The 12,711-nt window shown below is 71.5% G+C and carries 15 protein-coding genes; 5 read left to right on the top strand and 10 right to left on the bottom strand.

The features are described from left to right. Positions 1-41 precede the first annotated feature (41 nt). Positions 42-848, top strand: a complete 807-nt coding sequence (locus tag M3E84_RS03025) for a hypothetical protein (protein WP_259894523.1) — start codon at positions 42-44, stop codon at positions 846-848. A gap of 187 nt (positions 849-1,035) precedes the next feature. Continuing rightward, positions 1,036-1,464: a hypothetical protein gene (locus M3E84_RS03020; RefSeq protein WP_259894522.1), complete on the top strand. Its 429-nt coding sequence runs from the start codon at positions 1,036-1,038 to the stop codon at positions 1,462-1,464. On the opposite strand, the gene M3E84_RS03015 is transcribed toward M3E84_RS03020, so the two are convergent. From M3E84_RS03015 to M3E84_RS03000, 4 genes are all read right to left on the bottom strand, one after another. Continuing rightward, positions 1,465-2,133, bottom strand: a complete 669-nt coding sequence (locus M3E84_RS03015; RefSeq protein WP_259894521.1) for a TetR/AcrR family transcriptional regulator — start codon at positions 2,131-2,133, stop codon at positions 1,465-1,467. 140 nt (positions 2,134-2,273) lie between these two features. After that, on the bottom strand, positions 2,274-2,807 hold the full coding sequence (locus M3E84_RS03010; RefSeq protein ID WP_259870397.1) for a type 1 glutamine amidotransferase domain-containing protein: 534 nt from the start codon (positions 2,805-2,807) through the stop codon (positions 2,274-2,276). Positions 2,808-2,877: 70 nt separating this feature from the next. Further along, the gene (locus M3E84_RS03005) at positions 2,878-3,105 is read right to left on the bottom strand and encodes a hypothetical protein (RefSeq protein ID WP_259894520.1); all 228 of its coding nucleotides are present in this window, start codon (positions 3,103-3,105) and stop codon (positions 2,878-2,880) included. Between the two features lie 202 nt (positions 3,106-3,307). Then, complete coding sequence (locus tag M3E84_RS03000) at positions 3,308-4,141, bottom strand: hydroxymethylpyrimidine/phosphomethylpyrimidine kinase (RefSeq protein WP_259894519.1); 834 nt, start codon at positions 4,139-4,141, stop codon at positions 3,308-3,310. A 241-nt stretch (positions 4,142-4,382) separates the two neighbouring features. On the opposite strand from M3E84_RS03000, the gene M3E84_RS02995 reads away from it, so the two are divergent. Then, positions 4,383-5,084, top strand: a complete 702-nt coding sequence (locus M3E84_RS02995) for a queuosine precursor transporter (protein ID WP_259894518.1) — start codon at positions 4,383-4,385, stop codon at positions 5,082-5,084. A 105-nt stretch (positions 5,085-5,189) separates the two neighbouring features. Here M3E84_RS02995 and M3E84_RS02990 read toward each other — a convergent pair whose 3' ends face one another. From M3E84_RS02990 to tgt, 3 genes are read right to left on the bottom strand one after another with little or no spacing between them, the layout of a single operon-like run. Further along, positions 5,190-5,987 carry an MBL fold metallo-hydrolase gene (locus tag M3E84_RS02990; protein WP_259894517.1) on the bottom strand — a complete coding sequence of 266 codons (798 nt, stop codon included), beginning with the start codon at positions 5,985-5,987 and terminating at the stop codon, positions 5,190-5,192. Continuing rightward, positions 5,987-6,493 (bottom strand): SRPBCC domain-containing protein, encoded by a 507-nt coding sequence (locus M3E84_RS02985; RefSeq protein WP_259894516.1) that lies wholly within the window; start codon positions 6,491-6,493, stop codon positions 5,987-5,989. Before M3E84_RS02985 ends, M3E84_RS02990 begins: the two co-directional genes overlap by 1 nt. A gap of 49 nt (positions 6,494-6,542) precedes the next feature. Further along, on the bottom strand, positions 6,543-7,865 hold the full coding sequence (tgt, locus tag M3E84_RS02980; protein ID WP_259894515.1) for a tRNA guanosine(34) transglycosylase Tgt: 1,323 nt from the start codon (positions 7,863-7,865) through the stop codon (positions 6,543-6,545). A 179-nt stretch (positions 7,866-8,044) separates the two neighbouring features. Here tgt and M3E84_RS02975 point away from each other — a divergent pair, with 179 nt between their 5' ends. Beyond that, the gene (locus M3E84_RS02975) at positions 8,045-9,220 is read left to right on the top strand and encodes an FUSC family protein (protein WP_259894514.1); all 1,176 of its coding nucleotides are present in this window, start codon (positions 8,045-8,047) and stop codon (positions 9,218-9,220) included. Positions 9,221-9,227: 7 nt separating this feature from the next. Here M3E84_RS02975 and M3E84_RS02970 read toward each other — a convergent pair whose 3' ends face one another. The 3 genes from M3E84_RS02970 to M3E84_RS02960 all read right to left on the bottom strand — a co-directional run bounded on the left by M3E84_RS02970 (position 9,228) and on the right by M3E84_RS02960 (position 12,103). Beyond that, entirely contained in the window at positions 9,228-9,770 is a 543-nt protein-coding gene (locus tag M3E84_RS02970) for an NUDIX hydrolase family protein (RefSeq protein ID WP_259894513.1), read from the bottom strand. A gap of 58 nt (positions 9,771-9,828) precedes the next feature. Continuing rightward, positions 9,829-11,055, bottom strand: a complete 1,227-nt coding sequence (locus tag M3E84_RS02965; protein WP_259894512.1) for a glycoside hydrolase family 76 protein — start codon at positions 11,053-11,055, stop codon at positions 9,829-9,831. A gap of 118 nt (positions 11,056-11,173) precedes the next feature. After that, a complete protein-coding gene (locus tag M3E84_RS02960; RefSeq protein WP_259894511.1) occupies positions 11,174-12,103 on the bottom strand; it encodes a pseudouridine synthase in 930 nt (309 codons plus the stop codon). Positions 12,104-12,156: 53 nt separating this feature from the next. On the opposite strand from M3E84_RS02960, the gene idi reads away from it, so the two are divergent. Beyond that, on the top strand, positions 12,157-12,702 hold the full coding sequence (gene idi, locus M3E84_RS02955; protein ID WP_259894510.1) for an isopentenyl-diphosphate Delta-isomerase: 546 nt from the start codon (positions 12,157-12,159) through the stop codon (positions 12,700-12,702). The last annotated feature ends 9 nt before the right edge of the window (positions 12,703-12,711 follow it).

The following is a 12,711-nucleotide window of genomic DNA, read 5'->3' as shown; positions in this document are numbered from 1 at the left end:
GCCTGGATGACATGGCGATGTCTCCTGCCTAGAACCAGAACATGCGCGACATCAGCACCTGGGGTCCGTGGGGCGCCGACGACGGGTACGGGCAGGCGATGCTGCGCACCGTCGCGGCGATCGACGACGAGGTGGCTCGCCGCGACGGCAGGGCCGGGGTCGCCGGCAACCTCGGCGTGTACTCGGACTGCCCGAATCAGCAGTCGCTGGCGCTGCGCCTGGGCCAGTCGCGGGAGCTGGACTGGATCTTCCGCGAGTCCACGGTCGGCGGCTCGAACGGCGCGCCCCTGGGGCCCTGGTACGTGACCCAGCAGAACGGCGCGCTCATGAACCGCGTGGCCGCCACCGGCACGCCCGTGGTCATGCACAACTTCGCGGTCAACGCCACGACGACCCCCACGGCCAGCGGGAGCGTCGGCAGCAGCTGCCTGCTGGATTCCACCTCGAACGCCGCGAGCCTCCAATCCCGCGTGAACGACCGCCGGGCCCACGACATGTCCATGGTCCTGGCGGCCACGCTGATGTCCCGGACCTCCGGCAGCCACATGCAGACGGGGGTCTCCGAGGCCGAGACGACCTGCCGCGAGACGCGCGATTCCGGCAAGCCGTTCCGAGAGAGCATCTTCTGGTACTCCTTGGACGAGGACCGCTCCGAGACCGCTGATCTGCGCTACGCGGTGAACTGGAAGAGCCTTCATGCCGTGGGCGACACGCAGTTCGCCGACGACCGCTTCGTGCACTCCCGCAAGCTCAGCGACGGCCGCTGGGTGCGGATCAACTTCCTCGACTACGGGGTCACCGTCGCCGGGCACTACATCCCGCCGCGCACCGGTGTGCTGACCAGCTGAGCCGCCCCTTCCCCTGCCCGCGGCCTCGGCTGCAGGGCTCCCGCGCCGGACCCCGGCGTCGTGCCCCGGTATTCGGAGCCCGACGCCGGCCTGCAATGCTCGGTGCCGCGGTCGTAGCCTCCCGAGAGTCAGGCCCCGCGACGCGAGGTGCGGGCAGCTGAACGCCGAGGGGAGAGGGCAGAACGCGATGGAGTGGAAGTCATTGGTCAGCGGCAAGCTGGAGAGCCTGGACCTGCAGCTGCGGCTGCCGCAGGACTGGGACGTCGAAGTGCGGCGGGCGCCTCCGACATGCCGTGCGTCGTGGTCGCCTCGCCCGGGCTGGGTCGTGCACCTGAAGCGGCTCTACCACGGGGTGCTGAAGGGCCATGAAGAGCGCCTGCTGGTGAGCACGAGCCACCCGCAGTCCGGAAGGACCGAGCTCGGCGCGCGGAAGCTGCTGCTGGCTGAGAAGTTCCTGCCAGATGACCTGCAGTGGCTGGCCAAGGGCTATACGGATGGCTGGGGCCTGGGCATCCGCTCGCAGAAGCGCGCACTGGATCGTGCCGAGGAGCTGGCGGCGCCCTTCGTCAGGATCCTGACTGAGTGGTACCGGGTCGAGTCCGTGCAGGTGGGCTGATCAGCCGGCCAGGCTCAGGGCAGGGGAGGGCTCGGACAGGCGGACGGGGGATCCGTCGTCGTCGAAGCGGGCACCCAGCCCGCGCAGGATGAAGGTGACCGTGGCGCGGACGTGGCGCTCGTGGGCGGCGCGGTCCTCCTCCGAGTTGGCCTCCCGGTCGGCCGTGGAGGCCAGGGAGCCGTGGACCAGGCGGCCCATCTCCGGGAGGTCGCCGTCCGGCAGCCAGCCGTCGGCGACGGCCTCGCGGAGGATGTCGATGAGCACGAGTCGCAGCGAGCCCACGTGGGCGCCGAGCTTCTGGAAGTCCTCCGGGGAGAGCACCGTGCGCATGGCCGGCCCCGGGGGGATGTGACGGCGCGAGAGGTCGTCGAGCTGGGCGCGGACGTACACGCCGAGCTTGTCCACGGGATTCTCGACCAGGGCGAGCTCGGCGTGCAGCTCGCGCATGAAGCGATCGGTCTCGTCCATGGTGAAGGCGATGAGCAATTCGCCCATGTCCGCGAAGTAGTTGTAGACGGCCGTGCGGCCGATGCCGGCGTTGCGGGCCACATGGGTCATGGTGAGCCCGGTCAGGCCCTGCTGGTACAGCAGCTGGCCGAAGGACTCGAGGATGGCGTGCTTGGTGTGCTCGCGCTGCTCGGCGTTGGTGGCCGCTTGGATCTTGGGCATGCTGACACCTTACTGTCGGATGTCGCCAAAAGGCCCCTGAGTGAGGCGAGACTTACTTGGAATCTCCTGAGCATGAGCTGACAGTGAGGCGCCCCGCCTGCTCCGAGCGGAGCGGGCGGGGCGCAGTGCTGCGCGAAGGCTCAGGACAGGGCCCGGGCGATCTCGCGGTTGAAGGCCTCCAGGTCTTCGGGGCTGCGCGAGGTGATGAGGTTGCCGTCGACGACGACCTCCTCGTCGACCCAGTCGGCCCCGGCGTTCTTGAGGTCCACCTGGGTGGATGCGAACGAGGTCAGGCGGCGGCCCTTCGCTACGCCCGCCTGGGCCAGGGTCCACGGGGCGTGGCAGATCGCGGCCACGGGCTTGTCCGCGGCGAAGAACGCCTTGACCAGCTCCACCGAGTCCTCGTCCAGACGGAGGGCATCGGAGTTCAGGGTGCCGCCGGGCAGCACCAGCATGTCGAAGTCCTCGACCCGCGCCTGGCCGACCGGGAGGTCGACGTCGAACGTGTCGCCGTGGTCCCAGTCGCTCTGCATGGCCTGGATGGTGCCCTCCGAGGGCGAGATGAGCGTGGTGGTCGCGCCCGCCTCGTCGAGGGCCTGGCGGGGGCTGGTCAGCTCGATCTGCTCCACGCCGCGGGTCAGCAGGAAGGCCACCTTCTTGTCGGAGACTGCCATGTCGTGCTCCTTTCATTCAGGTTTGTGCGCGGCGACGGATTCTTCCGTGCCGCGTCACCTCCCATAACCCTCAGTCTGCGGAGCGTATTCCTGGTGAGGAGTGCCGGGCTGCGTCGTCTCGGCAGTGGGCGGCTGTTCGGGCGGCCGCCTCCGGCGTGCCCCGGGCGATGCGGCGCTCGGTGATCCGCTGAGCGATCTGCGCGAGGGACGGATCCCCGACGGAGCCGCGCAGCTCGCGGAGCCCGCGGACGACGTCGTCGATCGACTCGCGAGGCGCGAGGCCAGTTGTCGGATCCATTGCGCCTCCTCGCCTCGATCCGCGTCCGCCGTCCAGGACCTTCTGATCCTCAGTTGGGTTCGCATCGGGATTCCGGAGCTCATGACTCCGCGGAAGTGTCCGGGAGCTGCTCGGAGGCGAAAGCCGGCCCCGCACTGCATCGACTGCAGTGCGGGGCCGCGATCGTCATATGCCCTGAATGGAATGTGTGGGGCGCTGCTGCTCAGGCGCGCTCGGCGGCCAGCCCGCCCTGCCACAGGGAGTCGAACGGGGCGTGGGAGCTCACGCGCTGGCGGATGCCGGCCGAGACGAACTCCTTGGCGGCCTGGGCCGCCTCCAGCGGGGACAGGCCCTTGGCCAGCTCGGCGGTGATCGCCGCGGCCAGGGTGCAGCCGGCTCCGGCGACGGCGATGTCGCCGACCTTCGGCGAGGACAGGACCTCGGTCGTGGTGCCGTCGTAGAACACGTCCACGGCGTCCGGACCCTCCAGGCGCACGCCGCCCTTGGCGAGCACTGCGGCCCCGGAGCGCTCGTGGATGCGCTTGGCGGCCTCCTCGAGCTGCTCGACGGTCGTGATGTCGTCCATTCCGGACAGCGAGATCGACTCGAAGTGGTTGGGCGTCACGAACGTGGCCTTCGGCAGGATCTGGGCGGTCAGCGCCTTGTCCGTGTCGAGTGCGGCACCGGGCTCCTGGCCCTTGCAGATCAGCACCGGGTCCAGCACCAGGTGCGGGGTCTTCAGGGACTCGAGGGCCTGGGCGACGACGTCGATGGTCTGCGGTGAGCCGAGCATGCCGATCTTGACGGCGCTGAGGTCGTAGGCCGAGGAGGCGGCGTCGAGCTGATCGGCGATCACCTGCGGATCCACCGGGGAGAAGCGGTGGCCCCAGTCGTTGCTGGGGTCGAAGGACACGATGCAGGTCAGCGCCAGCGAGCCGAAGACGCCGAGCTCCTGGAAGGTCTTGAGATCCGCCTGGGCGCCGGCGCCGCCGGTGGCCTCGTTGCCGGCGATCGTGAGCGCGAACGGGGGAGTCTGAGCAGCGGGTGCAGAAGTCATGGCTCGATTCTGCTCCTGCTGGGCGGGTGGCACCAACATGGCCGTCGTGGGCGGTCATCGCGGCCTGTATCCTGGCGCGGTCGAGACGGTTCGACGCGCTGGGTGGCAGGCAGCGCGTCCGTCGGACCTGCGCAGCCCCCAGGCTCCTGCAGGTCGTGCCGCGCTCGGATCCACGCGCGACGGAGACGGCATCAGCCCGCTCCGCTCGGCGCTGACCACCCCTCCCCAGGAGCCCTGCCGCATGACCAGCGACCCCCGCACGCCGTCGTCGTCCCCGATGACCGCGGCCCAGTACGCCCGCCGCCCCCGCAGCCTGTTCGACCTGTTCGTCGCCGCGACCGCCGTGATCCTGGTGCTGTCCAACATCGGCGCCACCAAGGGCGTGCAGATCGGCCCGATCATCACCGACGGCGGCTTCTTCCTCTTCCCGCTGGCCTATGTGGTGGGCGATGTGGTCTCCGAGGTCTGGGGCTTCCGCGCCGCGCGGCGCTCCACGCTGATGGCCTTCGCCGCCGGTGCCTTCGCGAGCCTGTGCTTCTGGGTCATCATCGCGCTGCCGGCCGCACCGTTCTACGAGGGCCAGGAGGCCTTCGCGCAGACCCTGGGCCCGGTGCCGCTGATCGTCCTGGCCTCCCTGCTGGGCTTCCTGGTGGGGCAGCTGCTCAATGCGTACGTGCTGGTCAAGGTCAAGCAGCGCACCCGGGAGCGGCACCTGTGGGCGCGGCTGATGGCCTCCACGCTGGTGGGCGAGCTCGTGGACACGATCATCTTCTGCGCGATCGCCGCCCCCGTGATCGGCATCGAGACGCCGGGGCAGTTCCTGAACTACGTGCTCGTCGGCTACGTCTGGAAGTGCCTGATCGAGGTCGTCATGCTCCCGGTCACCTACGCCATGGTGGCGCGCGTCAAGAAGATCGAGGACTACGGCGCCGTGACCGCCTGAGGCCTCCTGGCTCCTCGCTGTGCCTTCCGGAATCGAGTGGCCTCTGCGCGTGCGTCTGGGGCGCTGAGCGCACAGGCAGAGGCCGCTCGACGACGACGGCGGGGCTCAGCCCTGCTGCAGATGCGCCAGCTGGGCCTCGACCGACCGACGTGCCGCCGGGCGGACCTGCTCGGGGACCTCCGGGTAGATGCGCTCGGCGAGCTCGTCGGCGGAGACCTCCTGGGCTGTCGCGCCCACGGACTCAAGGGCTGCGCGGACCTCGTCCAGACGCTCGATCCGATGATCGCGCAGCTCCCGGCAGGTCGCGGACAGATCCGCCAGCGGCTCACCATGGGCGGGAAGACCGAGGCCACCGGCGGCCTCGAGCCGATCGAGCGAGGCCAGGTAGTCGCCCAGCGTGCCGTCCGGGTGGTCGATCATGGTCGTGCCGCGGCCCAGGACGGTGTCGCCGGTGAGGATGGGGGCGATCGCGGCACCATCGATCAGCGCGGCGTCGTCGAGGATCCGGAAGCTCAGGGAGTCGGAGGTGTGCCCCGGCGTGGCCAGCACCTCGATCGAGACCCCGGCGGCGGTGAGGCGCTCGCCGTCGCGCAGCGGCTGCCCATGGCGACAGTGCTCCGGCAGCGCGGCCCGCACGGGCGCTGCGGTCAGCTCGCGCAGGGAATCGATCGCCTCGGTGTGATCATTGTGGCGGTGCGTGATCAGCACCAGCTCCACGGGCCCCGCCGCGGCGAGAGCCTGCACGTGCTCCGGCAGGTCGGGGCCGGGATCCACCACGACGACGCCGTCGGAGCCCGGCGCGCGCAGCAGCAGGCTGTTCGTGCCCTCGAGCGTCATGGGCCCGGGGTTCTCGGCGCGCAGCACGGAGACCAGGCGGGTCAGCCGACGGATCTGAGGGCTCATCAGGACTCCCGGGAATCCAGCAGCGCGCGCAGTCGATCGAGCGAGGAGTCCCAGGCGCCCTTGGCGGTCGCGTGGACCTCCTCCGGCAGCGGCCCCTGCAGCAGCTCGATCCGGGTCCCGCCGTCGACGGTCACGAGCTCGATGCGCAGCAGGATCAGATGCTCGGTGGGCTCGCCATCGGGCCCCGGCAGCGCCTCCTGGATCTCGAGCATCTCCTCCGGCACGATCGCCGCGTGCCGGCCGTGGGAGGGGGCGCCCATCTGGGGGTCGTCGTCCATGACCATGGCGAAGCGGCGGATGCCGCCCGGTCGCGGATCCAGCTCGAGGGACTCGGGGTGCACGCTCCAGCCCTGCGGCCCGTACCAGCGCGGCAGCAGCTCGGGGTCCATAAGGGCCTGGTAGATCCGCGACGACGGGTGCGGCAGGACCCGCTGCAGGCGCCAGCGCTGCTCGGCGGGGACGCGATCCAGGTCGGAGCTGGGGCGGTCGCTGGGGTTCTCGGTCATCTGTGCCTCCTTGTGGCTCACGTGCTCGGGTCGCAGGCGTGGGCGCGGCTCACGGGTGGTCGCCGCTGTAGTAGTCGGCCAGGGTCGCGTCCCGGTAGGCCAGGTAGGACCCGTCCTCCATGGCCTCGCGGGCGCGGTCCACCAGGCGGACGGTGAACCTCTCATTGTGGATCGAGGCCAGGGTGGCCGCCACCCGCTCCTTGGCCTTGAACAGGTGGTGGATGTAGGCGCGTGTGTAGTGCGCGCAGGTGTAGCAGTCGCAGTCCTCGTCGATCGGGCGGAAGTCCCGCTTGAAGCGCGCCGCCGGGAGGTTGAACCGGCCCTTGGGGTGATAGCAGGCCCCGGTGCGGGCCACGCGGGTGGGCGAGACGCAGTCGAACGTGTCCGCTCCGGCCTCCAGCGCCACGAAGATGTCGTCCGGCTCGGAGATCCCCAGCAGATGGCGCGGCCGGTCCTCGGGCAGCTCCTCGGCGCACCAGCCCACGATCGTGCCGAGGTTCTTCTTCTCCAGGGCCCCGCCGATGCCGTAGCCGTCGAAGTCCATGGCTCCCAGGTCGCGGCTGGCCTGTCGGCGCAGGTCCTCGTACTGGGCGCCCTGGATCACGCCGAACAGTGCCTGGTACGGCCGGTGCTGCCGGGCCCGGGTGAGGCGGTCGTGCTCCTCGAGGCAGCGCAGCGCCCACAGTCGGGTCCGCTCCAGGGCGCGCTCCTGGTAGCCGCGGGAGTTGTGCAGGGTGGTCAGCTCGTCGAAGGCGAACATGATGTCCGCGCCGATGCCGTGCTGGACCTGCATGGAGACCTCGGGCGTGAACCGGTGCTTGTCGCCGTTGAGATGGGAGATGAACGTGACGCCGTCGTCGTCGACGTTCGCCAGGCGCTCCTTGCCCTCGGCCACGTCGTCATCGCCCACGGGGCCCTTGGGGGAGGGGCCGTCCATGTCGATGACCTTCTTGAACCCGGAGCCCAGGGACATGACCTGGAAGCCGCCGGAGTCGGTGAAGGTGGGGCCGTCCCAGTTCATGAAGCGGCCGAGCCCGCCGGCCTCGTCGAGCAGATCGTGACCGGGGCGCAGGTACAGGTGGTAGGCATTGGCCAGCAGCGCCTGCGCGCCGAGCTCCTTCATGGCCTCCGGCAGCACGGCCTTGACGGTCGCGGCGGTGGCCACGGGGATGAAGGCGGGCGTGCGGATGGTGCCGTGCGGTGTGGTGATCTCCCCGGTGCGGCCCAGCCACGGGGGCTCGGGGTCGCCGTGCGGATCGGTCCGCGGGGGCTGGGCGACGGTCTCGGCCAGCCGGGAGCGCACCCGGAAGGAGAAGCTGTCCCGCCCGGAGAGCGGGTGGGTCTCGGGGACGGGGGTCTGCTCGGAGTCCATCCGTCCATTGTCCCCGATGCAGCGGCCCGAGCCGGTCCGCCCGGGGCGGGGCTAGCATCGACGGCGGCCCTCGGGCCTCATCGCATCCCCTCCCTCCGCTCGAGCGCGGATGCCCCAGTCCCTCATCGGAGCGCTTCCCGCCCAGAGCAGCCCCGACTCTTCCGCAGGAAGGAGCCCGCGTGTCCGGATCGTCCACCGTCCGCCAGCTGTTCGAGGTGGGCCCCTCCCGCCGGGACCACGTGCCCGCGGTGCGCATCGCCCTGGCCGTGGGGATCCCGCTCGTGATGCTGATGCTCCTGGGGCGCCCGGACCTGACGATCTACGCGGCCTTCGGCGCCTTCACCTCGATCTACGCCCGGCACGAGCCGCTGCGCCAGCGCCTGGGCCATGAGCTGCAGGCGGGCGCGCTGGTCACGGTCTCGGTGGCCATCGGCGCGCTGCTGTCCTGGTTCGGCGCGCCGGAGCCCTTGGTCCTGGGCATCACCTCCGTGGTCGCCGCGATAGGCGCGGTGCTGGCCGCGGCCTGGAACCTCAAGCCCGCTGGGTCGGTGTTCTTCATCTTCGCCACCGGCGCGATCGGCTCCCTGGGGCCCGATGCCGTGGCGCACCCGCTGCTGGCGATCGCGATCGCAGCCGGCTCCGCCGCCTTATCCGTCCTGCTGGCGTGGATCTGGTCCCTGGTGGGCGAGGGGCGCGAGGGGAAGTCACCGCCCCCGGCGCCGGTGGTGCGCCTGACCCGCGGCCAGCTGGCCGCGCACGGCGGGCGCTTCCTGGTGGCCACGGGACTGGCCGCCGTGGTGGCGCTGATCGTCTCCCAGGCCGCCGGGCTCAGCCACGTCTACTGGGCGCAGGTGGCCGCCGCTGCTCCGATCGCGGCGCCCACGCACCTGGCGCGGCTGCAGCGCGGCGTCCACCGAATGGTCGGCACGCTGGGCGGCGTGGGCGTGACCGCGTTCGTGCTGGCCTTCGATCTGGGCCCGTGGCAGATGCTGGTCCTCGTGATCCTCTTCCAGCTGCTCGCCGAGCTGTTCGTGGGCCGCAACTATTCGCTGGCACTGCTGTTCATCACGCCGCTGGCGCTGCTGATGACGCAGCTGGCGCATCCGGTCCCGGCCGCGCCGCTGCTGCAGGCCCGCGCGGTGGAGACCATGCTGGGCGCGCTGTGCGGCATGGTCGTGATCTACTTCTGGCGCAACAGCGAGGAGCGCCGAGCAGACACGCAGGCCATGCCGCGGATCATCGCCGCCTCGCAGGCGGACCGCCGCGGCGGCCCGGCGGACGCGGACCTCGACGGCGCGGCTGCGGGTGAGGACGACGACGGGCACAGCGCTCCCTCGCAGGACCGCTCGCGCTGAAGGCCGCTCAGCGGCCCCAGCCGACGTGCGCCAGGGCCTGCTCGATCAGCCGGCCCCGGCCGCCGGCGAACTCCGCCTGGATGTCGGCGCTGAGCGCCTCCTCGGGGGTGACCCAGGACAGCTGCAGCGCGTCCTCGCGCGGCTGGCACTCGCCGCGCACGGGCACCACGTAGTTCAGCGCGACCGCGTGCTGGCGGTTGTCCGTGAAGCCCGTCTCCGACGGATGCGGGAAGTACTCGGTGACCGCGAAGGGGACGGTCGAGGGCGGGACCATGGGCATGGCCAGCGGCCCGAGATCCTTCTCCAGGTGCCGCAGCAGCGCCCCGCGGATCGTCTCGCGGTAAAGGACGCGCCCCGAGACCACGGCGCGCTCCAGCTCGCCGACGTCATTGGGCTGCAGCAGCAGGCCCACCTCCGAGACGCAGCCCACGGGATCCAGCTGCACGGGGATCGCCTGGACGTAGACGATCGGCAGGCGGGCACGGGCCTCGCGGAGGTCTTCCTCGGACAGCCAGCCGGGATTCGGGTCCGGTGTGCGTACGGAGCTCATGGGATCTGTCTACCTCAGCCGTCGGGTCTCGTGGTGGGTCGGTGCGGGATTTCCGCGATCAGCGGAGGCTGCGCTCCAGTCGGGCCGCGGCCTCCAGGATCATCCAGGACTGGATCTGCGTGGACAGCTGCACCGGGGAGCCCACGCGCTGGGTCCGATCCGCATCCTGCAGGGGATCGGAGGAGAAGATCGCGCGCACGCGCCGAGGCTCCGGACGGGCGTTGGGGTCGTGGGGGTCCATGCCGGGATCGAACTCGCGGCGCCCCTCCCAGAGGGCGTCGGCGGTGTCGAGCACCAGGCGCCGTGCGGTCAGGCGAGAGGCCTCGGGCAGCTGGGAGTCCTCGGCCGCCTGCGCCAGGTTCCGCACCAGGATGCCGGTGAACAGCCCGCCGTCGCCGCTGCCGTGCGTGGACAGGCTCCGACGCCGCCGACCGGCAGCGCTCGTGGCGTCGCGCCCGAAGTGCGAGTCCGCACCGGCGATCATCTGCCCCGCCCATTCGAGCAACGGCTGAGCCTGATCGCGCGGCAGGGAGGCGGCGTGCTCGAGCGCGGCCGCCAGCACGGGCCCGGAGTTGTAGGAGTAGACGGCGTCGTCGCGCTGCGTGGTCTCCTGGCCGGAGCCGGCGGCCAGCAGCTTGATCCCGTCCCAGAACACGCCGCGCTGGGCGTCCCAGAGGTTCTCGCGCAGCCAGCTCAGCAGCCGTTCGGCGGAGTCGTCGGAGGCGGTGCGCGCAGCGATCAGGGCCGCCGGGCCCGTGGTCGCGGCATTCTTGTAGGTGCGCTCGCGGCTCCAGAACATGCCGCCGCCGAGGTCGTCGGTGTGCGCCGAGCGGATCTGGGACAGCAGGAGGCTCCCGGCCCGCAGGACGTCGCCGGAGGAGGCGCCGCAGACCTGATCGAGCTGGCGCAGGCGGCCCAGCGCCAGCATGAGCCAGGACATGTCGTCGAAGAAGCTGTTGATCACGACCGACCCGCCCGAGCGCACGGCGATGCCGCGCAGCAGCTGATGCGCGCGCTTGCGCAGCGGCTCCGGGTCCCCTCCCGAGGAGGCCTCCCGCAGGGCTGCATCCACGAGGGCGTCGAGCAGGTGCGCCTGCCACCAGTAGTGCCAGGTCAGCTCGGTGCGCGACGGCGCCGGGAAGGTGATCGCAGCCAGCCAGGTCCCGGGGATGCCGAGGGCCCGCTGCCCGAACAGCTCCTGCACCGAGCGGGCGGCCAGAGCTGCGCGCACCGCGCGGTCGTCGACGGCATCGGCGAGGATCGAGGCGGCGGGGTCGTGGCTCATGGCTCTCCTGTGCGTGGGGGTCGTGCGCTGCCGTCGAAAGTGCTGCGGGCTGCCGCGGACGGCTGGGACTCAGCCTAGCGATCCGCCCCGACGCCGCCCCGCGATCCCCGAGGCGGCATCAGCGGGGGAGGGTTTCCAGGCGACGACGGCTGCTCAGCTCCAGGGCCTGCCCGTTCACCGGGTGGGTGAGGCGCAGGGTGCGCGCCAGCAGCTGCAGCGGATGCGAGACGTCGCCCGGGTCTCGGGGAAGCACCTGCGGGTAGAGCGGATCCCAGCGGATGGGCGTTCCGAGCGCTGCCAGGTGGACGCGCAGCTGGTGGGTCTGCCCGGTCAGGGGATGCAGGCGCAGGTGTGCCCAGCGGCCGTCGTCGTCGTGGAAGGCGCTCAGGGGCTCCAGGCGCGTCTCGGCATTGGGCTCGCCCGGGACCTCGACGGCCTGCAGCACCCCTCGCTGCTTGAGCAGCCGGCTGCTGCGACCATCCGGCAGGTCCTCGAGTCGCGCAGCGCCCAGGCGGGCGACGGCCTCGTAGGCCTTCTCGGTGTGCCGATCCTGGAACTGGCGCTGCACCGCCCCGCGGATCTGGGGATCGCGGATCAGCAGCAGCACGCCGGCGGTGTCCCGGTCCAGGCGATGGGCCGGGACCAGCTCGTCCTCGCCGCGGGTCCGACGCAGCACGCTCAGCGCCGTCTGCGCGATGAACCCTCCCCGCGGCGTGGACGGCAGCCCGTGCGGCTTGTCGACCGCCAGCAGCCATTCGTCCTCGTAGAGGATCGGCATGTCGTGGGGCAGCTCGGGCTCCACCGGAAGCTCGCGGTGGTACCAGACCCGCTGACCGGCGCACGGGGTCTCGGCGGGCAGCGGGGCGCCGCGGTCGTCGACGATCTCGTCGTCCGTGAGCAGCCGCTCGAGCTGCGCGCGCGAGGCGGGGAAGCGCGCCAGGAGGTACTCGCCCGCCGTGCAGGTGCGGTCATCCGGGAGCCGGACCGAGACCGGATCGACGCCATCGCGCGGCGAGAGCGGTCTGGGACGTGCGCGGCGGCGGGACATGGGGGCATCCTGGCAGACTCGGGGCAACGACGACGTGAGGATGTGCGATCACCATGACCACCCCCAGGCACCCCGAGCAGGTCGTGCTGCTGGACACCGCGCGCCTGCCGATCGGCACGGCGCTGAAATCCGAGGTCCACACCGCGGACACCCCGCTGCACCTTGCCTTCTCCTGCTGGGTCCTGGACGATGACGGACGGGTGCTGCTCACCCGTCGTGCCCTGAGCAAGCGGACCTGGCCGGGCGTGTGGACGAACAGCTTCTGCGGCCACCCCGGGCCGGGCGAGCCCACGAAGGAGGCGCTGCGGCGCCGGGCCGAGCAGGAGCTGGGCCTGGAGGTGTCCGAGCTGCAGGAAGTCGTGCCGGAGTTCGCCTACTGGGCCCGCGACGCCTCGGGCGTGGTCGAGAACGAGTTCTGCCCGGTGTGGACCGCCCGCGCCGAGTCCTCGCCGGCGCCGAATCCCGAGGAGGTCGCGGAGCTCCTCTGGGTCGATCCCGTCGAGCTGCTGCGGGCCAGTCGTGCCGTGCCGCAGCTGCTGAGCCCCTGGCTCAACGAGGAGCTCTCCCAGCCCGAGCTGCTCACCGCACTCGGCTGCTGAGGCGCCCAG

It is taken from the genome of Kocuria sp. p3-SID1428, from assembly GCF_025149945.1.
Taxonomy (GTDB): domain Bacteria; phylum Actinomycetota; class Actinomycetes; order Actinomycetales; family Micrococcaceae; genus Kocuria.
This window is presented reverse-complemented; position numbering and strand designations above follow the sequence as displayed.

What these genes read in the sequence shown, in the direction of transcription:
- M3E84_RS03025 (WP_259894523.1), top strand. Translation starts at nt 42, where the DNA reads ATGCGCGACATCAGCACCTGGGGTCCGTGGGGCGCCGACGACGGGTAC.
- M3E84_RS03020 (WP_259894522.1), top strand. Translation starts at nt 1,036, where the DNA reads ATGGAGTGGAAGTCATTGGTCAGCGGCAAGCTGGAGAGCCTGGACCTG.
- M3E84_RS03015 (WP_259894521.1), bottom strand. Translation starts at nt 2,133, where the DNA reads ATGCCCAAGATCCAAGCGGCCACCAACGCCGAGCAGCGCGAGCACACC.
- M3E84_RS03010 (WP_259870397.1), bottom strand. Translation starts at nt 2,807, where the DNA reads ATGGCAGTCTCCGACAAGAAGGTGGCCTTCCTGCTGACCCGCGGCGTG.
- M3E84_RS03005 (WP_259894520.1), bottom strand. Translation starts at nt 3,105, where the DNA reads ATGGATCCGACAACTGGCCTCGCGCCTCGCGAGTCGATCGACGACGTC.
- M3E84_RS03000 (WP_259894519.1), bottom strand. Translation starts at nt 4,141, where the DNA reads ATGACTTCTGCACCCGCTGCTCAGACTCCCCCGTTCGCGCTCACGATC.
- M3E84_RS02995 (WP_259894518.1), top strand. Translation starts at nt 4,383, where the DNA reads ATGACCAGCGACCCCCGCACGCCGTCGTCGTCCCCGATGACCGCGGCC.
- M3E84_RS02990 (WP_259894517.1), bottom strand. Translation starts at nt 5,987, where the DNA reads ATGAGCCCTCAGATCCGTCGGCTGACCCGCCTGGTCTCCGTGCTGCGC.
- M3E84_RS02985 (WP_259894516.1), bottom strand. Translation starts at nt 6,493, where the DNA reads ATGACCGAGAACCCCAGCGACCGCCCCAGCTCCGACCTGGATCGCGTC.
- tgt (WP_259894515.1), bottom strand. Translation starts at nt 7,865, where the DNA reads ATGGACTCCGAGCAGACCCCCGTCCCCGAGACCCACCCGCTCTCCGGG.
- M3E84_RS02970 (WP_259894513.1), bottom strand. Translation starts at nt 9,770, where the DNA reads ATGAGCTCCGTACGCACACCGGACCCGAATCCCGGCTGGCTGTCCGAG.
- M3E84_RS02965 (WP_259894512.1), bottom strand. Translation starts at nt 11,055, where the DNA reads ATGAGCCACGACCCCGCCGCCTCGATCCTCGCCGATGCCGTCGACGAC.
- M3E84_RS02960 (WP_259894511.1), bottom strand. Translation starts at nt 12,103, where the DNA reads ATGTCCCGCCGCCGCGCACGTCCCAGACCGCTCTCGCCGCGCGATGGC.
- idi (WP_259894510.1), top strand. Translation starts at nt 12,157, where the DNA reads ATGACCACCCCCAGGCACCCCGAGCAGGTCGTGCTGCTGGACACCGCG.